Here is a 21,207-nt window from a genome sequence, read left to right as displayed (position 1 = left end):
GGGATCACGCAGCGGGCTTCGACTTCTCGGCCGCCTGGTCGCGCTTCTTCGCGTCGGTGGCGTAGAGGTCGACGTACTCCTGGCCGGAGAGCCGCAGGATCTCGTACATGATCTCGTCGGCGATCGCGCGCAGGATGTAGCGGTCGTTCTCCATGCCCTCGTAGCGGGAGAAGTCGAGCGGCTTGCCGTAGCGGACGATCGGGCGCACCAGCTTGCCGAAGGTCTTGCCCGGCGGCGCGATGATGTCCGTGCCGATCACGGCGACCGGGACGACGGGCGCCTTGGACTCGAGTGCGAGTCGCGCGACACCCGTACGGCCGCGGTAGAGCTTGCCGTCGTGGGAGCGGGTGCCCTCGGGGTAGATCCCGAAGAGCTCGCCGTCGCCGAGCACGCGCTGGGCCGCGATCAGGGCGCCCTCGGCGGCCGAGGCGCCGGAGCGGTCGATCGGGACGTTGCCGGTGCCGGCGAAGAACGTCTTCTTGAACCAGCCCTTGATGCCCGGCTGGATGAAGTACTCGTCCTTGGCCACGAACCGCACCATCCGCGGCAGCCCGAGCGGCATGAAGAGCCAATCGGCGTACGAGAGGTGGTTGCTGGCCAGGATCGCGGGGCCTTTGGTCGGGACGTTCTCCACGCCCTGGTACTTCGGCCGGAAGACGAGCTTGAGCCACGGGCCGATGACGACGTGCTTCAAAACCGCGTAGAACGCCTTCTCATTCACGCCTCCGACCCTATCGGGATTGGTGCAGAATGCCGACCATGTCCGCGTCTGATCTCCACGCCCCGCTCTCGGTCGCCGCCCAGCCCGACCTCACCGGCGGTCGCCGCATCGGCGTCCTGCTGTCCCACGGCTTCACCGGCTCGCCCTACTCGATGGTGGGCTGGGGACGGGCGCTGGCCGAGCTCGGGTACGGCGTCGAGGTGCCGCGGCTCCCCGGCCACGGCACCACCTGGCAGGAGATGAACACCACCGGCTGGCCCGACTGGTACGGCGAGGTGTCGCGGGCCTTCGCCAAGCTGCAGGCCGAGAACGACGTCGTGGTGCTCTGCGGTCTGTCGATGGGCGGCGCTCTGATGCTGCGCCTGGCCGCCGATCACGCCGACGCGGTGGCGGGCGTCGTGGTGGTCAACCCGGCGCTCGCGACCAAGCGGCTCGACGTCAAGCTGCTTCCCGTGCTCAAGCACCTCGTCCCGTCCTTCCCCGGCATCGCCAGCGACATCAAGCTGGCCGGCGTGGAGGAGCACGGCTACACCCGTACGCCCCTCAAGGCCGCGCACTCGATGTTCCGCGCGTGGCCCGAGCTGGTCGCCGACCTGCCCAAGGTGACGGCACCGGTCCTCTACCTGCGCTCGACCGAGGACCACGTCGTCGACGAGGCCTCCGAGCCGCTGATCACCTCGCGGATCTCGGGGCCGGTGACGCTGCGACGGCTGGAGAACAGCTACCACGTGGCGACGTTGGACAACGACGCCCAGGTGATCATCGACGAGTCCGCCGCCTTCATCGCGAAGGTCACCACCCCCTGACCCCGCGCTGCGCGCGGGGTCACTCGCTCCCGGCCAACGCCTCCGAGCTCGTTCCTCCCTCGGGCGCTGTCGCTCGCTCGATCGCCTGCGCTGCGCGCGGGCTCACTCGCTCCCGGCCAACGCCTCCGAGCTCGTTCCTCCCTCGGGCGCTGTCGCTCGCTCGATCGCCTGCGCTGCGCGCGGGCTCACTCGCTCCCGGCCAACGCCTCCGAGCTCGTTCCTCCCTCGGGCGCTGTCGCTCGCTCGATCGCCTAGTCTTGAGGAGTGAGCGAACCGGTGAGCGACCCGAACGAGGCCGCCCAGGACGCGGCCTGGCGCGAGATCGTCGAGAACTTCGGCGAACGTGCCGAGCTGGCCGACCAGCCTGCCGTCGAGGACGCCGTGGTCCCCTTCGGCGACGACGTGGACGAGTCCTTCACCCCGGACGTGTACGACGACGCGTACGACGTCGACGCGCACGACCGCTTCGTGGCCCCTCGTCCGACGCTCCCCCGCACCACGCCGGAGCGGTTCCTGGCCTGGCTCGGTCTGCTCGGTGCGCCGATCGGCGCGGTGCTGCTGTTCATCGCCCACGTCTCGCTCCACTGGTGGATCCCGAACTGGGTGGTCGCCGGTCTGGCGCTCGCGTTCCTGGCCGGCTTCGGCTACCTGGTCTTCGCCATGCCGCGCGAGCCGCGCGACCCCTGGGACGACGGCGCGCGACTCTAGGCGCAGGCCTGGCCAGCGAGGCGATCGCGTGGCACCGTGGAGAGATCCACTCAAGGAGGTGCGCTGTGTCCGCCAACGCCTGGCTGCTGTGGTTCGCCCTTCAGTCGCTGGTGCTCCTGGGGGTGCTCGGCGTCGCGATGCTCGGGGTGTCCGGGCGACTCACCCGGCCCCATCCCCACGCTCATCGGGACGCGCCCGGTCCCATCCAGCGGCACCATCACCTGAGACTGCACCTGCATCTCAGAGGGTGAAGCGGGCCACCAGCTCCTGAAGTCGGCCGGCGGTCGCGTCGAGCTCGCTCGCCGCGGCGAGCGTCTGCGCCGCCGCGCTGCTCGCCTCCACGGCGGAGCTGGCGACCTGGGTGACGTCGGCGGCGATGCCGTCGGCGCCCGTGGCCGCCTCGGTGACCGAGCGGGCGATCTCGTTGGTGGTCGCGGTCTGCTCCTCGACCGCGGAGGCGATGGTGGTCTGGATGTCGCTGATCCGGCTGATCACCTCGCCGATCTGGCCGATCGCGTGGACGGCCTCGCCGGTACGGCCCTGGATCGTGCTGATCTGCGTCGAGATCTCCTCGGTCGCACGCGCCGTCTGCGCGGCGAGCTCCTTCACCTCGCTGGCCACCACGGCGAAGCCCTTGCCGTGCTCGCCGGCGCGCGCCGCCTCGATGGTGGCGTTGAGGGCGAGCAGGTTGGTCTGCTGGGCGATCGAGGTGATCAGCTTGATCACCTGGCTGATCTGGGTGCTCGCCTCCCCCAGCGCGGAGATGGTCGTGGAGGCGTCGCCGGCCATCCCGACCGCGCCGCTGGCGGTGGTGGCCGCTTCACTGGCGTTCTGGGCGATCTCGCGGATCGAGGACGACATCTCCTCGGCGGCGGTCGCCACGGTCTGGATCGCGGAGGAGGTCTGAGCGGCGGCGCTCGAGGCGGAGTCGGCGCGGGCGGAGGTCAGCGCCGCGCCGTCACCCACGCCGGCGGCGACGGCGTTGAGCTGGGTCGAGGCGGCCAGCAGGCCGTCCGCGGTCTCGCCGATCTCGCGCAGCGAGCCGCGCATCGCCGAGACGACGTCCTGGACGGCGCTCGCGACGTGCGCGATGGTGTCGTCGCCCTCGCACGGGATCGCGACCGTGAGGTCGCCGTCCCCGACCAGGCGGGTGGCGGCGAGCAGTGCCTCGACGCGACGGGCCGTGTCGGCGGCCACGGCGGCCGTACGGGCCTCCTCGTAGGCCCGGGTGAAGGCGTCGCGGCTGGCCAGCACGACGTCGGCGAGGATGTCGCGGATCGCGTCGAAGTCGAGCGGCTCCTTGCTCAGGAACTCGATCACGCCGCCGGACCCGACGCTCTCGCGCGGTCCCTGGGGCAGCGCGAAGCCGGCGACGTAGCCCTCCTCCGCGGCCAGGCGCAGGTGCGGGTCGTCGGCGAGGTCGGCGAGGTTCGCGCCCTCGGCGACCGCGTCGGCGGCCCAGGCGCGGCCGATGAGCCCCCGCCCCTCGCCGCGCCGGTAGACCTGTGCGGGAGCGGCCGCGGCCGTGGCGCCGTCCTCGCTGGACTGGCCGAAGTAGAGCGCCTCGTCCTCGACGATCTTGTAGCCGACCGCGTACGAGACGCCGAAGTGCTCGAGGATCGTCGAGATGACGACGTCCACCACGCCCTCCTCCGTCCGGGCGTCGGCGAGCGCGGCCAGCAGGGCGCTCATCGCACGGGCGTTGCGGGCGGTCGCCTGGGCGGCCAACTCGGCCTTCTTCTGCTCGGTGACGTCCTGGACCGCCATCACGGCGCCGAGGAACCGCCCGGTACCGGGCTGGTAGATCGCGTCCAGCGACATCTTGCGCCAGAAGCCGAAGAGCTCGTACTCGGTCGTCATCGGCAGGTGCGAGTCGTCCCGCAGCATGTCGCGGCCGTACTCGGGGTGGACGTAGAGCGCATCCAGCGACAGGCCCCGGGCCTGCTCGAGCGCGAGGTCCGGGTTGCCGGTCATGAACCGGATCCGCTCGATGCCGACCGCGTTGAGGTGCTGCATCGTGTAATCCCGGCCGACCACATACACCGAGTGCCCGAAGTGGTCGTAGGCCGAGTAGTCGAGCGCGAGCAGCGCCTCGTTGGTGTCGAGATCCGAGGCGTGATCGGGCGCGAGGGCTGTCATACGCGTCACAACGGCAAAGGGATCGCCAATCTGACCCGAATTCCGGAAATGGTGGGCGCAGAGGGACTCGAACCCCCGACATCTTCCTTGTAAGGGAAGCGCTCTAACCAACTGAGCTATGCGCCCGTGACGCGACGGCACAGCCTACGGGGTGGGCGTCGCATGGGGCCAAATGAGTCGAACCGGCGGCGTCTCGGGTCGCCACCGGTTCAACGTGGAGGACGATATCAACCTGTCGGGACGCTGTGGTCCGGTTTCGTTGAAAAAGAGACCAACTGGTCTAGACGAGCGAGCGAGCGGCAGCGCGAGCGAGGGACGAGCTCGGGCGCTGGCCGTGAGCGAGCGAGTCGGGCGCGGAGCGCCGGGACGAGCGAGCGAGCGGCAGCGCGAGCGAGGGACGAGCTCGGGCGCTGGCCGTGAGCGAGCGAGTCGGGCGCGGAGCGCCGGGACGAGCGAGCGAGCGGCAGCGCGAGCGAGGGACGAGCTCGGGCGCTGGCCGTGAGCGAGCGAGTCGGGCGCGGAGCGCCGGGACGAGCGAGCGTCAGCGCGGAACGAGCGCGCGTCAGCGCGGAACGAGCGCGCGCGGAGCGCCTAGACGACCGCTGCCGCAGCGGCCAGCTCGCGCAGATGCTCGTCGAGGTCGCGGCCCTCAGCGGCCGCGTTGTGCACCGCCCACCGCACGATCCCCTGCTTGTCGATCACGTACGAGGAGCGCCGCGGGTTGCCCCGGGCCTCGTCGAACACGTCGTAGGCACGCGAGACCTCGCCGTGCGGCCAGAAGTCCGAGAGCAGCGGGAAGTTGAGCCCGTCGCTGTCGGCGAACGCGCGCAGCGCGAACATCGGGTCACAGGAGATCGCGAGCGCCTCGGTGTCGAACGTCATGAACTCCGCGAGCCGGTCGCGGATGCCGGCCATCTCCCCCGTGCACACGCCCGAGAACGCGTACGGGTAGAAGAACAGCGCCACGGCCTTGCTGCCCCGGTAGGAGGAGAGGGTCACGTCCTGGCCGAACTGGTCGCGCAGGGTGAAGTCAGGGGCGAGCCCACCGATCTCGAGCCCGGTCACGCCCCGTCCCCCGCGGACTCACCGGCCCACTCGAAGAGCTCACGCTTGAGCACCTTGCCGGTGGCGTTGCGCGGCAGCTCGCCCATGACGACGATGTCGCGCGGCACCTTGAAGCGGGCGAGGTGGTGCTTCACCCAGTCCTTGAGGTCGTCCTCGCCGACCTCACGGCTGACCACGACGAAGGCGCGCAGGCGCTTGCCGAAGTCGGCGTCGTCGACGCCGATGCAGGCCACCTCGACGACGGCCTCGTGGCGGGCGAGGCAGTCCTCGACCTCCTTGGGGAAGACGTTCTCGCCGCCGGAGACGATCATCTCGTCGTCGCGACCCTCGACGTACAGGCGTCCGTCGGCGTCGAAGCGGCCGACATCGCCGGACGACATGAGGCCGTCGACGATCTCCTTGTGGCCGCCGCCGGTGTAGCCCTCGAAGAGCAGGCTGTTGCCGACGAAGATGCGCCCGGCCTCGCCCTGCGCCACCTCGGCGCCGAGCGGGTCGAGGATCTTCACGATGGTGCCCCACGGCGGGCGGCCGGCCGAGGTCGGCGCGGTGCGCAGGTCCTCGGGCGTGGCGATCGAGGCGTAGGCGACCTCGGTGGAGCCGTAGATGTTGTAGAGGTTGTCGCCGAAGCGGTCCATCCACTCCAGGGCCAGGTCGCCCGGCAGGGCGGAGCCCGACGAGGCGACGACCTTGAGGCGGGACAGGTCCGGAGAGACATCCGGTACGGCGAGCATCCGCTGCAGCATCACGGGGATGACGACCAGCGAGTCGCAGCCCTCGGTCGCGGCGAGCGCGTCGGCGGGCTCGAAGCGGCGGCGCAGCACCATGGTGGAGCCGAGCAGCATCGCGAGCATCAGGTGGGCGAAGCCCCAGGTGTGGAACAGCGGCGCGGCGATGTGCGTGCGCCAGCCCTCCTTGAGCGGCATCCGCGACAGCAGCGCGATCGCGGCGTCGATGCCGGCCTCGTTGCGGGGCGCGCCCTTGGGCGTGCCCGTGGTGCCGGAGGTGAGGATGATGATCCGGCCGTGCCGCGAGGGCGCGGCGAGGGTGGAGTCGTTGCCCCTGGTGGAGAGCTCCCCCAGCGTCTCGACACCGTCGGCCTTGAGAGCGGCCACATCGGTGTCGGTCCAGGCCAGGATGCGCTGCTCGATCTCGGCACCGGCCAGCAGCGCGGTGAACTCCTCGTCGTGGATGACCACGCGCGGCTTCTCCCGAGCGAGCACGTCGACCAGCTGCGGGCCGGCGAAGGCGGTGTTGAGGTAGAGCGCGTCGGCGCCCAGCTTGGCGACCGCGACGGTCGCCTCGACGAAGCCGCGGTGGTTGCGGCACATGATCGCGACGCCGTCACCCTCGCCGACACCACGCGCAGCCAGCGCACGGGCCAGCACGTTGGTGCGGCGGTGGATCTCGCCGTACGTGATCTCACCGAGCTCGTCGACGATGCCGACCCGGTCGGGGTATCGGGTGGCGAGCATGGTGAAGCCGCCCGCGGGCCCGAGACCCCAGTCGAGGACGGCCTTGCCGAGGCGCGCCAGGACAGCCGGGGAGAACGGCTTGACGACGCCGGAGCCGGCGAGCACGAGCGCACCGGACCCGGCGGAGACCGCCTTGGCCAGCGCCTCTGAGGGACGCAGGATCATCCGACGTTCTTCGGCGCCAGCAGTCGGGTTGCGGTCCAGTCGCTGCTGACGGCAGCGGTGATGGTCTGAGAGAGGCCGGCGATGGGCGCGGCCTCGGCGATGTCGGCAGGGTCGACGGCACCGGGGCGGCCGACCTTCGGCGTCAGGAGCCAGATGGCGCCTCCGCCGACCAGGTCGGTGAGGGAGTCCACGAGGCCGTCGACGAGGTCGCCGTCCTCGTCGCGCCACCACAGCAGGACGGCGTCCACGACGTTGCCGTAGTCGCCGTCCACCATCTCGGCGTCGAGCGCGTCCTCGATCGCGACCCTGAGCGTGTCATCGGTGTCGTTGTCCCATCCCAGCTCCTGGATGACCATTCCGGCCTTGAATCCCAGGCGCTCGGCGGGTCCCGCCGGGCCAGTCTGGGTGGAGCCTCCACCCGCGGTCGAGCTCACGTCGTCCTCCGCATCTTGTCGCTGACAGGTTGTCTCACCGTCGGTGCAAATCACCCACGGTGGTGAGTAGTCCAGCGGAGATACGCCGTGGACGCAACCCTGGTCCATTCCTCCGCGCCGTTAACCGATAATCCGGCGCGCTGGAAATCCGTACTCCGCAGTAAATTTCACGACGGGGTGCGGAGTGGCACGATTCAAGATGTGACCGAAGAAAACACCCCTGCTTCCGGCACGCCGGCCACCGTCATCCATGAGGGCCTGCCGACACAGCTTCCGGACATCGACCCCGACGAGACCCGGGATTGGCTGGCGTCCTTCGACTCGATGGTCGACGCCCGCGGCCGCGACCGAGCGCGCTACGTCATGCTCCGTCTCCTGGAGCGCTCCCGTGAGCGCGCCGTCGGCGTACCGGCTCTGCGGAGCACGGACTTCATCAACACGATCCCGCCGGAGCGCGAGCCGTGGTTCCCGGGCGACGAGGACACCGAGCGCCGCGTCCGATCCATGATCCGGTGGAACGCCGCCATGCTGGTCTCCAGCGCCAACAGCAAGGGCCTGGAGGTCGGCGGTCACATCGCCACCTACCAGTCCTCGGCCTCCCTCTACGAGGTCGGGTTCAACCACTTCTTCCGCGGCAAGGACCACCCGGGCGGAGGCGACCAGGTCTTCATCCAGGGCCACGCCGCCCCGGGCATCTACGCCCGCGCCTTCCTCGAGGGCCGGCTCTCCGAGGAGGCCCTCTACCGCTTCCGCCAGGAGGCGCAGCACGGCGTCGGCCAGGGTCTGTCGTCCTACCCGCACCCGCGCCTCATGCCGGACTTCTGGGAGTTCCCCACGGTCTCCATGGGTCTGACCGGCATCAACTCGATCTACCAGGCCCGGTTCAACCGGTACCTGCACAACCGGGGCATCAAGGACACGTCGCAGCAGCGCGTGTGGGCCTTCCTCGGTGACGGCGAGATGGCCGAGCCGGAGTCGATGGGTGCCCTGCGCATCGCCGCCCGTGAGGAGCTCGACAACCTCACCTGGGTCATCAACTGCAACCTGCAGCAGCTCGACGGCCCGGTCACCGGCAACGGCAAGATCATCCAGGAGCTGGAGGCCAACTTCCGCGGCGCCGGCTGGAACGTCATCAAGGTCGTCTGGGGCCGCGAGTGGGACGACCTGCTCGCCCGCGACGTCGACGGCGTCCTGGTCAACAAGATGAACTCCACCCCGGACGGCGCGTTCCAGACCTTCTCGGTCGAGGACGGCGCGTACAACCGGGAGAACTTCTTCGGCCCGGACCCGCGCCTGCGCAAGATGGTCGCGCACCTCTCCGACCGCGAGATCGAGAAGCTGCCGCGCGGCGGCCACGACTACCGCAAGGTGTACGCGGCGTTCGACTCGGCCTCCAAGCACGTCGGCCAGCCGACCGTGATCCTGGCGCACACCATCAAGGGCTGGACGATCGACGCCCTGATGGGCAAGAACGCGACCCACCAGATGAAGAAGCTCACCGTCGAGGACGCGAAGAAGTTCCGCGACCGGCTCGAGATCCCGATCACCGATCAGGAGATCGAGGAGAAGTACGCCGCCACCGGCAAGTTCCCGCTGTACAACCCCGGCCCGGACTCGCCGGAGATCAAGTACATGAACGAGCGCCGTCGGGTGCTCGGCGGCTCGCTGCCGCGGCGCGAGAACCGCTCCAAGCCGCTCGAGCTGCCCGGCGACAAGACGTACGCCGAGCTCAAGAAGGGCGCGGGCAGCCACAAGGTCGCCACCACCATGGCCACCGTGCGTCTGCTCAAGGACTGGATGCGCGACCCGAACATCGGCAAGCGCATCGTCCCGATCGCCCCCGACGAGTACCGCACGTTCGGCATGGACGCGATGTTCCCCTCGGCCAAGATCTACGACCCGGCGGGTCAGCAGTTCGAGGGCGTCGACCGCAACATGCTGCTGCAGTACAAGATGTCGACCTCGGGTCAGATGCTGCACGAGGGCATCTCCGAGGCGGGTGCGATGGCCTCGGCCACCGCGGCGGGCTCCTCGTACGCCACCCACGGCGAGCCGATGATCCCGTTCTACATCTTCTACTCGATGTTCGGCTTCCAGCGGACCGGCGACTCGATCTGGGCGATGGCCGACCAGATGGCGCGCGGCTTCCTCATCGGCGCCACCGCCGGTCGCACCACCCTGACCGGTGAGGGCCTGCAGCACGCCGACGGCCACTCCCCGCTGATCGCCGCCACCAACCCCGGCGTCGTGCACTACGACCCCGCGTTCTCCTACGAGGTCGCGCACATCATGCGCAGCGGTCTCGAGCGGATGTACGGCCCCGGCGGCGAGGACGGCAAGGGCGAGAACGTGATCTTCTACATCACGGTCTACAACGAGCCCGTGGCTCAGCCGGCCGAGCCGGAGGGCGTCGACGTCGAGGGCATCCTCAAGGGCATCCACCAGGTGTCCGCCGGTGAGGGCGAGGGACCGCGGGTACGCCTGCTCGCCTCCGGTGTCGGCTTCCCGTGGGTCGCCGAGGCCGAGCGCCTGCTGCGCGAGGACTGGGGCGTCGTCGCCGACACCTACTCGGTCACCTCGTGGAACGAGCTGGCCCGTGACGCCGCCGCCTCGGAGCACTGGAACCTCAACAACCCCAGCGCCCCGGCCAAGACCGCGTACATCACCGACAAGCTGTCGGGCTCGGACTCGCCGGTCATCGCGGTCTCGGACTACATGAAGGCGGTCCCGCTGCAGATCGCCCGCTGGGTCCCGGCCGACTACCGCGTCCTCGGTGCCGACGGCTTCGGCTTCGCCGACACCCGACCGGCCGCGCGTCGCTTCTTCCAGATCGACGCCCAGTCCGTCGTCGTCCAGGCCCTCCAGGCCCTGGCCGACGCCGGCAAGGTCGACCGCTCGGTCGTGTCGAAGGCCTTCGAGACGTACCGGATCGATGACCCGACCACGATGCGCGGCGTCAAGCAGGAGGGTGGCGACGCCTGACGCGTCTCCCCCAAGCACGAGGAAGGGCCCCGGGATCTCCCGGGGCCCTTCCTCGTCAACGGCTCAGGCCAGCTCGGAGGCCACGTCGTCCTCGCGCACCGCGCGCAGGGCGGGCGCCTGCGGACCAGTGGTGAGCAGGCGGCGCCAGCGGGCACGCGAGTACGTCGCGGGAACCGTCGAGTCGACGAAGTCGATCAGCAGGTCGGCGAACGCGTCCGGGTGGTCGCGATGCGGGAAGTGGCCGGCGTCCGGCATGACGGTCACCTGTGCCTTCGGCGCGAACTGGGTCGCGGTCTGCGCGTGGCTGGCCGGCAGGACGTGGTCGTCCTCGCCCCAGACCACGCACAGGGGCATCAGCTCGGTGAGATAGGCCCGGTCGCGCATCGTGATGTTCTGGCCCCGCCAGTCCATCACACCGGTCACGAGCTTGTGCACCGCATAGCGGGCGCGTGGGTCCGTGAGAGAGTCGACGATGTCGGCGACCTCGTCGAGATCGCGCAGGTCCCGCAGGCCGGTGGCCTTGAGCCCGCGCAGGATGGTGGTGTTGACCTGGCGGATCACCGGCGCGGTCAGCAGGCCCAGGGTGTACTGGTAGCCCGGCAGACCGAGGGCGCGGATCAGCACCGTGACCTCCTTGCCGAGGCCGCCCGCGTTGACCAGCACGAGCCGCTCGGTGCGCTCGGGGAACTGGTAGGCGAACTGCATCGCCACCGCACCGCCGAAGCTGTGACCGATCACCGTCACCTTGTCGACGCCGAGGATGGTCAGCAGGTCGCGCATGCCGTTGGCGTAGCCGCCCGGGCTGTAGTCACCACGCGGCTTGTCCGACTCGCCGTGGCCGAGCAGGTCGGGCGCGATGAGGGTGTACTTCTCCCCCAGCCGATCCCACACCGGGTCCCAGGTGTGCCTGTTGCAGGCCAGCCCGTGGAGCAGGAGGAGGACGGGTGCGGTGCCGATCTCACGGCCACCGATCGCGTACGCCCGGCGGTGCCCATGCACCGTGGCGAACTGCGTCTCGGCCAGCGAGCCCACCGTTGCCCTGCGCGCCATGGTGTCTCCTTCGTGTCACCCGGACATCTGACCGACTGTCCAATTCGATGATTCAACCACTCTGTGCCCAATAAGTGGAGGTCCTATCGGTTGCGATCGTGTGACGCCAAGAGCTTCTCCGAGCCGATCTGGTGGGAGGATCAGCCCGTGACGCCGCCTCGCCCCGCCGCCGTACCAGGAGCCCAGGCCCTGCAGCGCGCCACCGGCTGGCTGGCCACCACCGCGACCGGGCGGATGGAGTCGGACTTCGACTGGTTCGCCGCCCTGTCTGCCCAGGAGCGCTCCTGGGTCGGGATGATCGTCCAGGCCGGCATCCAGGGCTTCGTGCGCTGGTACGCCGAGGGCGAGCACAGCACCGTCGAGCCCGACCTGGCCGCCAGCGTCTTCGGCTCCGCACCCCGCGCCCTCGCCGGGGCGATCACCCTGCAGCAGACCGTCGACCTGATCCGGCTCTCCATCGACGTGGTCGAGCAGAGCCTGGACGAGGTGCTCGCCGCCGACGCGGTGCCGATCGCGCGGACCGCGATCGGGCACTACGCCCGCGAGGTCGCCTTCGCCACCGCCGCGGTCTACGCCCGCGCTGCTGAGCAGCGCGGTGCCTGGGACGCGCGCCTCGAGGCGCTGGTCGTCGACGCCATCCTGCGTGCCGATCCCGACGAGGCGGTCCTCGGCCGCGCCAGCGCCCTCGGCTGGGGTGCGCGCGGCTCGATCATGGTGGTGCTCGGCACCGCTCCCACCGGCCACGCGGAGACCGACCTCTTCGAGGAGGTACGGCGCCGCGCCCGCATCGCGGACCTGCATGCGCTGTGCGCGGTCCAGCGCGACCGGCTGGTGATCGTCCTGGGCGAGGTCACCGACGAGCGGGCCGCAGCGACCGCCGTCGTCGACCTGTTCGGCCCCGGCACGGTGGTCGCGGGACCACGGGTCGCCGACGTCGCACACGCCCACGCCTCGGCCGCCGGCGCCCAGGCGGCGTTCCGGGCCGCGCCCGGATGGCCCGGAGCGCCTCGGCCGGTCCTGGCCGAGCAGCTGGTCGTGGAGCGGGCCGCAGCCGGCGACGAGACGGCACGCACGGAGCTCGTCACGGAGGTCTACCGCCCCCTCACCGAGCGTCCCGCCCTCGTCGAGACCCTGACCGCGTACCTGGAGAGTCGCAGCAACCTCGAGGCCGCGGCCCGCCGGCTCTTCGTCCACCCGAACACCGTCCGCTACCGGATCCGTCAGATCGCCGAGCTCACCGGGCTGAGCCCCAGCGAGCCCCGCGACGCGTTCGCGCTCGCCACGGCCCTGGTCCTCGGTCGCCAGGCCGACGCCTGATTTGTAGGAACCACACAAAATTGCAGCCGACATCTTCAGAGGGTCCTGAGGGGCCTACCCCCAGGTAGGTCGGCAGAGTTGAACCGTGCTCGTCATCGTCGCGCCGGGTCAGGGCGCTCAGACCTCCGGATTCCTCACCCCGTGGCTCGAGGACCCGCTTTTCGCGGCCCGCCTCGAGTGGCTCTCGACCGTCGCCGGTCTCGACCTCGTCCACTACGGCACCGTCGCCGACGACGAGACGATCCGCGACACCGCGATCGCCCAGCCGCTGCTGGTCGGCGCCGGCCTGGTCGCGGCCCTGGACCTCTTCCCGCACCCCTCCGACGCGTTCGGCATGGTCGGCGCGGTGGCGGGCCACAGCGTCGGTGAGCTCACCGCCGCCGCCGGCGCGGGCGTGATCAGCGCCGAGCAGGCGATGGTCCTGGTCCGCGAGCGCGGCCGAGCCATGGCCGACGCCGCCGCCGTCACCCCGACCGGTATGAGCGCCGTCCTCGGTGGCGACCGTGACGAGGTCCTCGCCGCGATCGCGAAGCACGGTCTCACCCCCGCCAACGACAACGGCCCCGGCCAGATCGTCGCGGCCGGCACGCTCGCGCAGCTCGCCGCCTTCGCCGACGACGCCCCCGCCAAGGCGCGGATCATGCCGCTCAAGGTGGCCGGCGCCTTCCACACCAGCCACATGGAGCCCGCGGTCGCGCGCCTCGAGAGGCTGTCCCGGTCGGTCTCGGTGCACGACCCCCGTACGCCCGTCATCAGCAACCGCGACGGCCAGATCGTGCACGCCGGCCGCGAGGTGCTCAGCCGGATCGTCGGCCAGATCGCCCGCCCGGTCCGCTGGGACCTGTGCCTCGAGACGCTCAGCGACCTCGGCGTCACCGGCGTGCTGGAGATGCCGCCGGCCGGCACCCTGACGGGCATCATCAAGCGCCAGCTCAAGGGGGTCGAGACCTTCGCGCTCAAGACCCCCGACCAGCTCGACGCGGCCCGCGCCTTCTGCCAGAAACACGGCGAGCGCAGCCTCATCGAGACCAGCCCGACCTGGCGGATGGTCGTCTCCCCCGCCAAGGGCACCTTCCACCTCGCCGATGCCGCCCGCGGCCAGGAGCTGATCGAGGCCGGCGCCACCATCGGTGACGTCGCCAGCCTGCGCGACCGAATCCAGGTCCCCTCCCAGCACGGCGGCCAGGTCGTCGAGTGGCTCGTCGAGGACGGCGACCTCGTCTCCCCCGGCCAGCCGCTGCTCCGCCTCCACCCCGAGGGCGTGCACTGATGCCGATCCGTACGCCCGAGACGAGCACGCCCGGCCACGCCCGCCTGATGGGGGTCGGCGGCTACCGCCCGAGCCGGGTCGTGCCCAACAGTGAGATCGTCGAGGCGATCGACTCCAGCGACGAGTGGATCCGGACGCGCTCCGGCATCACCGAGCGTCGCTGGGCGACGCCCGAGGAGACCGTGCAGATGATGTCGGTCGCCGCCGGCCGCAAGGCGATCGAGGCGGCCGGGCTCGACCCGCAGCAGATCGACTGCGTCATCGTCGCGACCGTCAGCCACATGCTCCAGACGCCCTCCTTGGCAGCTCTGGTCGCCGACGAGCTCGGCACCGACCACCCGGCGGCCTTCGACATCTCCGCGGCCTGTGCGGGCTTCTGCCACGGCATCTCGATGGCCTCGGACTTCGTCCGCGGCGGGAGCGCCAAGCACGTCCTGGTCATCGGCGTGGAGCGTCTGTCCGACCTCACGAACCTGCGCGACCGCGGCACCGCGTTCATCTTCGCCGACGGTGCCGGCGCGGCCGTCGTGGGCCCGAGCGACGTGCCCGGCATCGGCCCCGTCGTGTGGGGCTCCGCCGGCGAGCAGGCCGACCTGATCAAGCAGGACGTCGACTGGCTGACCTGGGGCACCGCCGCCGAGCGGGTCGAGCAGCCTTACCTGACGATGGACGGCAACCCCGTCTTCCGCTGGGCGGCCTTCTCCATGGCCAAGGTCGGCCAGGAGGCTCTCGACCGCGCCGGCGTCGGCGTCGACGAGCTCGACTGCTTCGTGCCGCACCAGGCGAACCTGCGCATCGTGGACGCCCTGGCCCGCTCGATGAAGCTGCCCGAGTCGGTGACCATCGCCCGCGACATCACCACCATGGGCAACACCTCGGCCGCCTCGATCCCGCTCGCCCTGGAGCGGCTCATCGAGAACGGCGAGGCGAAGACCGGAGACACCGCTCTCCTGATCGCGTTCGGCGCCGGGCTGGTCTATGCCGCCCAGGTCGTCATCGTCCCCTGATCCACCCCACCCACAGTTCACCGCAACGGGTCCAGGCCCACCGAAAGAGAAAGGTCGCCTCACATGGCCACCACCGAAGAGATCCGCACCCAGCTCGCCGACATCGTCAACGAGGTCGCCGGCGTCGACACCTCCGACGTCCAGCTCGACAAGTCCTTCGTGGACGACCTCGACGTGGACTCCCTGTCGATGGTCGAGGTCGTCGTCGCCGCCGAGGAGGCGTTCGGCGTGACCATCCCCGACAGCGAGGTCAAGAACCTGAAGACCGTCGGCGACGCCGTCAGCTTCATCGAGAACGCTCAGGCCGCCTGAGCATCCGCTGAGCACTGAACACCAACCTTCTTCCGGAGAGCACATGAGCCGCATCCGAGTCGTCGTCACCGGTCTGGGCACCACCAACCCCGTCGGCGGAGACGTTCCGTCCACCTGGGAGGCCCTTCTCGAGGGCCGCTCGGGCGTCCGTACCATCGACGCGGCCTGGGCAGAGGACCTGCCGGTCAAGATCGCGGGTCAGGCCGCGGTCGAGCCGACCGAGGTCCTCGAGCGCGTCAAGGCCCGCCGCCTCGACCGCTCCGCCCAGCTCGCGATGGTCGCGGCGATGGAGGCCTGGCGCGACGCCGGGTTCTCCGGCGCCGCCGGCTCCGAGGCCGAGCCCGGCCTCGAGCCGGAGCGCGTCGGCGTCGCTCTCGCGTCGGGCATCGGCGGCGTCATCACGCTGCTCGACAACTACGACGCTCTCCGGGAGAAGGGTCCGCGGCGGGTCTCCCCCCTCGCCGTCCCGATGCTGATGCCGAACGCACCCGCGGCGAACGTCAGCCTGTACGTCGGCGCCCGCGCCGCGGTCATCACCCCGGTCTCGGCCTGCGCCTCGGGCAACGAGGCGATCGCCCACGCCATCGACCAGATCCGACTCGGCCGCGCCGACGTCGTGGTCGCCGGCGGCACCGAGGCCGCGATCCACCCCCTCAACATCTCCGCCTTCGCGAACATGATGGCGCTGTCGAAGACGGCCTCCGGTCCCGAGGGCGGCGACCCGACCACGGTCAGCCGTCCGTGGGACACCGCCCGCGACGGCTTCGTCCTCGGCGAGGGCTCCGGCGTCCTGGTCCTCGAGCGTCTCGAGCACGCCCAGGCCCGCGGCGCCACGATCTACGCCGAGGTCCTCGGCGCCGGCATCACCGCCGACTCGCACGACATCGCCCAGCCCGACCCCCTCGGCCGCGGCGGCTCCCGTGCCATCCTCGGCGCGCTGCGCGAGTCGGAGATCAGCGCCTCCGACATCGTGCACGTCAACGCGCACGCCACCTCGACGCCGCAGGGCGACATCGCCGAGGGCCTGATGCTGCACGCCACCCTCGGCGCCCAGGTCTCCAACGTCGTGGTGACCAGCACCAAGTCCATGACGGGCCACCTCCTCGGCGGTGCCGGAGCCCTCGAGGCCGTCGCCACCGTGCTCGCGATCCGAGACCGCGTCTCGCCGCCGACGATCAACCTCGACAACCTGGACCCGCAGGTCGAGCTCGACATCCCGGACAAGGCGCGCGAACTGCCCGCCGGCGACGTGGTGGCGCTCAACAACTCCTTCGGCTTCGGCGGCGCCAACGTCGCGGTCGCGTTCGGGAGCTTCTGATGACCGCCACCGCTGACGTCCAGGTCCCGGCGGCGGCCAAGCCGGCCGCTGCTGCCAAGCCGCCGCGGGAGGACGACTTCCGCTACCCGCTGACCCGCCTCACCGCGCTGCTCGATGAGGGCTCGCTGGAGCTGCTCTCCGAGATCGACGACTCGGGCATGCTCGCCGTGCGCGGCACCGTCAATGGTGCCGGCGTGGTCGCCTTCTGCACCGACGCCACCGTCATGGGCGGCGCGATGGGTGACGCCGGCTGCCGCGTCGTCGTCGACGCCTACCACCGCGCCATGACCGACCAGGTGCCGATCATCGGCCTGTGGCACTCCGGCGGTGCCCGCCTCGCCGAGGGCGTGCTCTCCCTGCACGCCGTCGGTCGGATCTTCCAGGTGATGACGCACGCCTCGGGCCGGATCCCGCAGATCTCGGTCGTCCTCGGCCCCGCCGCCGGCGGCGGCGCGTACGGCCCGGCACTGACCGACGTCGTCATCCTCGGCCCCGAGGGCCGGATCTTCGTCACCGGCCCGGACGTGGTCCGCTCGGTCACCGGCGAGGACGTCGACATGGCGCGCCTGGGCGGCCCGGAGCCGCACGGACGCCGCTCCGGCGTGGTGCACATCCTCACCGAGAGCGAGCAGGAGGCCCTCGAGCGGGCCCGCATCGTCGCCTCCCTCCTGGGCGACCAGGGCGGCCTGTGCGTCGAGGACGTCGAGGACGTCGACCTCAGTGCCGTGCTGCCGGAGTCCAAGAAGCGCGCGTACGACGTGCACCCGCTCGTGGAGACCCTGCTCGACGCGGAGACCACTCAGGAGCTGCACGCCCGCTGGGCGCCCAACATCGTCACCGCCCTCGGCCGTTTCGGCGGCCGTACGGTCGGCGTCGTCGCCAACAACCCGCTGCGCCTGGGCGGCTGCCTCGACTCGGCCTCCGCCGAGAAGGCGGCCCGCTTCGTGCGGATGTGCGACGCCTTCGGCGTCCCGCTGATCGTGTTGGTGGACGTCCCGGGCTACCTGCCCGGCGTCGGCCAGGAGTGGGACGGCGTCGTGCGCCGCGGAGCCAAGCTGCTGCACGCGTTCGGCGAGACCGTGGTCCCGCGGATCACGCTGGTCACCCGCAAGACGTACGGCGGCGCCTACATCGCGATGAACGCCCGCTCCATCGGCGCCACCAAGGTCTTCGCGTGGCCGGGCGCCGAGGTCGCCGTGATGGGCGCGGTCGCGGCCATCCGGGTCCTGCACCGCCGCAAGCTCGCCGAGGTCTCCCCCGACATCCGCCCGCAGGTGGAGGAGGAGCTGGCCGCCGAGCACGAGCGGATCGCCGGTGGCGTGGAGAAGGCCGTCGAGATCGGTGTCGTCGACGAGATCGTCGAGCCGGCCCGGACCCGCAGCGCCATCGCCAAGGCCCTCGACGAGGCCGTCCAGCGTGACGGCGTTCGCCGCGGACTGCACGGCAACATCCCGCTCTAGGCAAGTAAGCGAGCGACAGCGCGAGCGAGGAACGAGCTCGAGCGCTGGCCGCGAGCGCGCGAGCCAGCGGCGCGTAGCGCCGCTCATGCGGCACTGAACACCCTCCCTCCCTCCCAAAACAGCAGCGCGGCACGTAACCACGTGCCGCGCTGCTGCGTTGTTCCCTCCATGAAGCATCTCGGTGGTCAGCGGCTGGCGCGTGCGGCGATGGTCCTCGCCCTGGCGGGAAGCGTCGTCGGAGCAGGAGCCTCCAGCGCTGCGGCGAGCAGCGATCCTCTCGGCGGCCTCCTGGGCGGCCTGCTCGGCGGGCCGACGGCGACGTCCTCGCCACAGGCGACGACGATCAGCGGCCACCTCGACATGGCCGACCAGCGGCTGCGCAAGGGCTGCCGGAAGTACGCGTACCGGTACCGGCTCCAGATCCCCGACGGGCAGGAGTTCGACTTCGAGATCCTGGTGACCGACCCGCGTGGCATCTCCCAGGCCTCCGACGTCATCCTCAGCGGCGCCGACCCGCTCAGCGGCACCAAGACCGTGACGATCTGCCGCTCCAACACCGAGCCGGGGCGCTTCGTCCTGCATGGCGCGCTCTACACCAACGACGGGCAGGGCCCGACGACCACCACGACGGTCCCGGACGACCCGTTCCGGCTGACGATCCACAAGCACAAGCACAAGAAGAGGCACCACCGAGCCTGACGACTCAGCAGTGCCTCCTCTACGTGGTGATCGCTGACGCGATCGTGGCGCTACGCGCCGGACGCCCTCGCTCGCGGCCAGCGCTCGCTCCTCGCGAGCGCTGCCGATCGCTCATTCGCCTCACACAACCTGGTGCAGCCAGCGGACCGGCGCGCCCTCTCCGGCGTGCCGGAAGGTCTCGAGCTCGTCATCCCACGGCTTGCCGAGGAGCTTGTCGACCTCGAGCATGAGGGTGGTCTCGCCGAGCGCTGCCTTCACCACTGCGGCCTTCAACCGGTCCTCGGGGATCATGATGTCGCCGTGCAGCCCGGTCACGGCGTGGAAGACGCCGAGCTCGGGGGTGTACGAGAAACGCGTCCCCTCGGAGCCGGACGTCGGCTCCTCAGTGATCTCGAACCGAAGGTGGTTCCAGCCCTTGAGCGCCGACGTGACGGCTGCAGCAGAGCCCACCGCGCCGGACCACGAGAGCTCAGCACGGTAGGTGCCGGACTGAGCCGGTTGCGGGGTCCAGTCCAGACTCACAGCAACACCGAGAACCCCGCCGACGGCCCACTCGACGTGCGGGCACAGCGCGGACGGCGCCGAGTGCACGTAGAGCACACCCCGGGTCGCGGTCCGGGTGGTGCTGTGCGATGTCGTGTATCCAGTCACCGTAGTTCTCCTTCGTTCCGGCGCGAGCAACGCCTTCCCCAGCGGACTGGCATCGGAACTTCAGGTGGTACGTGGTGATGGAATGACATCTATGTAGTTGTGGGGCCATTGTGACGCATGAGAGCGCAGGATGCCAGCACCCCGCGCTCTCATGCTGTCGACGCGGCGCCGATCAGTCCCGATCGACGCGCTTCTCGAGGTCCTCAGCGCGCGCAGCGGCGTCGGTCATCTCGTCGGAGTCGATGGCGTACGTGCGGTGGAACCACTGCAGCGCCTCGTTGAGACGGCCAGCGGCCTCGAGCGTGTCGGCGTAGGCGTAGCGCAGGCGCACGACCCAGGCCGCACGGCTCTTGTTGTTCAGCGGCGAGAGCTCGAGGACCCGCAGGGCAGCGTCCATCTGGCCGAGGTCGCAACGCGCGCCCGCCTCGACGAGCGTCATCTCCGCCTTGGCCTCGGGCTTGAAGTTCACCACCGAGGGGCTGTGCGCCAGCTTGATGGCCTGCTCCGGGTGACCCAGCGCGCGGTGGCAGTCGGCCATGATCGGCAGGTACGCGGTGGCACCGTTCATGCGCTTGGCAGCACGCAGCTCGGAGAGCGCCTCGGCGTAGTGGCCCGCGGCGTACGCGGCCTCGCCGAGGGCCTCGCGGATCACGGCGATCCGCTGGGCACGGCTCTTGGCGGCCTTCGCGTGCTGGTAGGCCAGCTCCGGGTTGTCGTCGATGTAGATGCCGGCAGCGGCCAGGTGGCGCGCGATGCGGGCAGCGAGCTTGTCCGGCAGACCCTTCAGGTGCGCCGCGACGCTGCGGTCGAGCTCCTGGCCGGTGATCTCCTCGGGCAGCTCCGGACCGTCGTATGCGGCCTGGTCAGCGGTACGGGGCTCGCGCTCCTCGCGCTGCTCGCGGCTGTACGGGCGGCGCTCGCCGCCACGCTCACCACCGCGGGGACCCCCGCGCTCGCCATCACGCTTCGGACCACCGCTGCGACCGGCGCTGCTGCCGCCCTTGCCGGCGTACGGACCCTTGCCGGAGCCGGGACGCGAGTCCTTGCCCTTGGCGTCGCCGTCCTTCGCGTAGCTCTTGCCCCAGCCGGAGGCCTTCGGAGCACCGTCGCGCTTGGGGCCGCCGCTGCGGGCGCCATCGCGGGAGCCGCCGCCGGCCGGCTTGGAGCCGTACGACTTGCCCTCGCCGCGGGCGCTGGAACCTCCACTGGTCGGTCGGGACCCACCCGTACTACGCGGGCGTCCCGAACCCTGAGCGGGACGTCCGCCGCTCCGTCGATCCTCTGCCATGGACTCAGCCTTCCTCAAAACGTGCGTAAATGCAGCATAGGGGCCACCTGCTGGTGGCCCCTATGCGAAATATTGTCCGGCGGCGTCCTACTCTCCCACAACCTCCCGGTTGCAGTACCATCGGCGCTGTAGGGCTTAACTTCCGGGTTCGGGATGGGACCGGGTGTTTCCCCTACGCTATGACCGCCGTAACCCTAGACCCCACACTCTGCCGATTGCGGCCAGCGGGGAAAACTCTGTGGTTACATCGTCTGCCACTATTCAATTCAGTGGTATCAATGTTGGTTCGTGGACGCGAACACTTTGCGCAGTTTATGCGTTTGTTGGTTTTGTTGAGCGTTTG

18 protein-coding genes, 1 tRNA gene and 1 rRNA gene are annotated in these 21,207 nt (G+C 70.5%); 10 read left to right on the top strand and 10 right to left on the bottom strand.

What is annotated here, in order from left to right:
* Positions 1-4: 4 nt before the first annotated feature.
* Entirely contained in the window at positions 5-721 is a 717-nt protein-coding gene (locus KSO98_RS06110; RefSeq protein WP_225284182.1) for a lysophospholipid acyltransferase family protein, read from the bottom strand.
* Positions 722-759: 38 nt separating this feature from the next.
* On the opposite strand from KSO98_RS06110, the gene KSO98_RS06105 reads away from it, so the two are divergent.
* Positions 760-1,527 (top strand): alpha/beta hydrolase, encoded by a 768-nt coding sequence (locus KSO98_RS06105; protein ID WP_225284181.1) that lies wholly within the window; start codon positions 760-762, stop codon positions 1,525-1,527.
* 264 nt (positions 1,528-1,791) lie between these two features.
* Positions 1,792-2,235: a hypothetical protein gene (locus KSO98_RS06100; RefSeq protein ID WP_225284180.1), complete on the top strand. Its 444-nt coding sequence runs from the start codon at positions 1,792-1,794 to the stop codon at positions 2,233-2,235.
* A 240-nt stretch (positions 2,236-2,475) separates the two neighbouring features.
* Here the strand turns inward: KSO98_RS06100 and KSO98_RS06095 are convergent, their stop codons facing one another.
* The 5 genes from KSO98_RS06095 to KSO98_RS06075 all read right to left on the bottom strand — a co-directional run bounded on the left by KSO98_RS06095 (position 2,476) and on the right by KSO98_RS06075 (position 7,510).
* Complete coding sequence (locus tag KSO98_RS06095) at positions 2,476-4,374, bottom strand: methyl-accepting chemotaxis protein (RefSeq protein ID WP_225284179.1); 1,899 nt, start codon at positions 4,372-4,374, stop codon at positions 2,476-2,478.
* Positions 4,375-4,423: 49 nt separating this feature from the next.
* Positions 4,424-4,500, bottom strand: a tRNA-Val gene (locus tag KSO98_RS06090).
* A 465-nt stretch (positions 4,501-4,965) separates the two neighbouring features.
* Entirely contained in the window at positions 4,966-5,439 is a 474-nt protein-coding gene (locus KSO98_RS06085; protein WP_225284178.1) for a peroxiredoxin, read from the bottom strand.
* The gene (locus KSO98_RS06080) at positions 5,436-7,076 is read right to left on the bottom strand and encodes an AMP-binding protein (RefSeq protein WP_225284177.1); all 1,641 of its coding nucleotides are present in this window, start codon (positions 7,074-7,076) and stop codon (positions 5,436-5,438) included. Before KSO98_RS06080 ends, KSO98_RS06085 begins: the two co-directional genes overlap by 4 nt.
* Entirely contained in the window at positions 7,073-7,510 is a 438-nt protein-coding gene (locus KSO98_RS06075; protein WP_225284176.1) for a DUF3052 domain-containing protein, read from the bottom strand. Before KSO98_RS06075 ends, KSO98_RS06080 begins: the two co-directional genes overlap by 4 nt.
* A gap of 201 nt (positions 7,511-7,711) precedes the next feature.
* Between KSO98_RS06075 and aceE the strand changes: the two genes are divergently transcribed.
* Positions 7,712-10,492 (top strand): pyruvate dehydrogenase (acetyl-transferring), homodimeric type, encoded by a 2,781-nt coding sequence (aceE, locus tag KSO98_RS06070; RefSeq protein WP_225284175.1) that lies wholly within the window; start codon positions 7,712-7,714, stop codon positions 10,490-10,492.
* A gap of 63 nt (positions 10,493-10,555) precedes the next feature.
* On the opposite strand, the gene KSO98_RS06065 is transcribed toward aceE, so the two are convergent.
* Positions 10,556-11,542 (bottom strand): alpha/beta fold hydrolase, encoded by a 987-nt coding sequence (locus KSO98_RS06065; RefSeq protein WP_225284174.1) that lies wholly within the window; start codon positions 11,540-11,542, stop codon positions 10,556-10,558.
* Between the two features lie 147 nt (positions 11,543-11,689).
* Here KSO98_RS06065 and KSO98_RS06060 point away from each other — a divergent pair, with 147 nt between their 5' ends.
* The 7 genes from KSO98_RS06060 (at position 11,690) to KSO98_RS06030 (ending at position 18,925) form a co-directional block, all read left to right on the top strand.
* On the top strand, positions 11,690-12,859 hold the full coding sequence (locus KSO98_RS06060) for a PucR family transcriptional regulator (protein ID WP_225284173.1): 1,170 nt from the start codon (positions 11,690-11,692) through the stop codon (positions 12,857-12,859).
* Positions 12,860-12,944: 85 nt separating this feature from the next.
* Positions 12,945-14,129 carry an acyltransferase domain-containing protein gene (locus KSO98_RS06055; RefSeq protein WP_225284171.1) on the top strand — a complete coding sequence of 395 codons (1,185 nt, stop codon included), beginning with the start codon at positions 12,945-12,947 and terminating at the stop codon, positions 14,127-14,129.
* A complete protein-coding gene (locus tag KSO98_RS06050) occupies positions 14,129-15,136 on the top strand; it encodes a beta-ketoacyl-ACP synthase III (RefSeq protein WP_225284169.1) in 1,008 nt (335 codons plus the stop codon). Before KSO98_RS06055 ends, KSO98_RS06050 begins: the two co-directional genes overlap by 1 nt.
* Before the next feature lie 63 nt (positions 15,137-15,199).
* Positions 15,200-15,448 (top strand): acyl carrier protein, encoded by a 249-nt coding sequence (locus tag KSO98_RS06045; protein ID WP_225284168.1) that lies wholly within the window; start codon positions 15,200-15,202, stop codon positions 15,446-15,448.
* A 43-nt stretch (positions 15,449-15,491) separates the two neighbouring features.
* A complete protein-coding gene (locus KSO98_RS06040; RefSeq protein ID WP_225284166.1) occupies positions 15,492-16,766 on the top strand; it encodes a beta-ketoacyl-[acyl-carrier-protein] synthase family protein in 1,275 nt (424 codons plus the stop codon).
* Complete coding sequence (locus KSO98_RS06035) at positions 16,766-18,226, top strand: acyl-CoA carboxylase subunit beta (RefSeq protein WP_225284165.1); 1,461 nt, start codon at positions 16,766-16,768, stop codon at positions 18,224-18,226. Before KSO98_RS06040 ends, KSO98_RS06035 begins: the two co-directional genes overlap by 1 nt.
* A gap of 168 nt (positions 18,227-18,394) precedes the next feature.
* On the top strand, positions 18,395-18,925 hold the full coding sequence (locus KSO98_RS06030) for a hypothetical protein (RefSeq protein ID WP_225284164.1): 531 nt from the start codon (positions 18,395-18,397) through the stop codon (positions 18,923-18,925).
* A 120-nt stretch (positions 18,926-19,045) separates the two neighbouring features.
* Here the strand turns inward: KSO98_RS06030 and KSO98_RS06025 are convergent, their stop codons facing one another.
* From KSO98_RS06025 to rrf, 3 genes are all read right to left on the bottom strand, one after another.
* Positions 19,046-19,576: a DUF3145 domain-containing protein gene (locus tag KSO98_RS06025; RefSeq protein WP_225284163.1), complete on the bottom strand. Its 531-nt coding sequence runs from the start codon at positions 19,574-19,576 to the stop codon at positions 19,046-19,048.
* Between the two features lie 172 nt (positions 19,577-19,748).
* The gene (locus KSO98_RS06020) at positions 19,749-20,864 is read right to left on the bottom strand and encodes a tetratricopeptide repeat protein (RefSeq protein WP_225284162.1); all 1,116 of its coding nucleotides are present in this window, start codon (positions 20,862-20,864) and stop codon (positions 19,749-19,751) included.
* 74 nt (positions 20,865-20,938) lie between these two features.
* A 5S ribosomal RNA gene (gene rrf / locus KSO98_RS06015) occupies positions 20,939-21,055 on the bottom strand.
* Positions 21,056-21,207: the final 152 nt, after the last annotated feature.

It is taken from the genome of Nocardioides nematodiphilus (assembly GCF_020216525.1).
Classification (GTDB): Bacteria; Actinomycetota; Actinomycetes; order Propionibacteriales; family Nocardioidaceae; genus Nocardioides; species Nocardioides nematodiphilus.
Note: the sequence above shows the minus strand (reverse complement) of the source record. Positions and strands in the feature narration are given on the sequence as shown.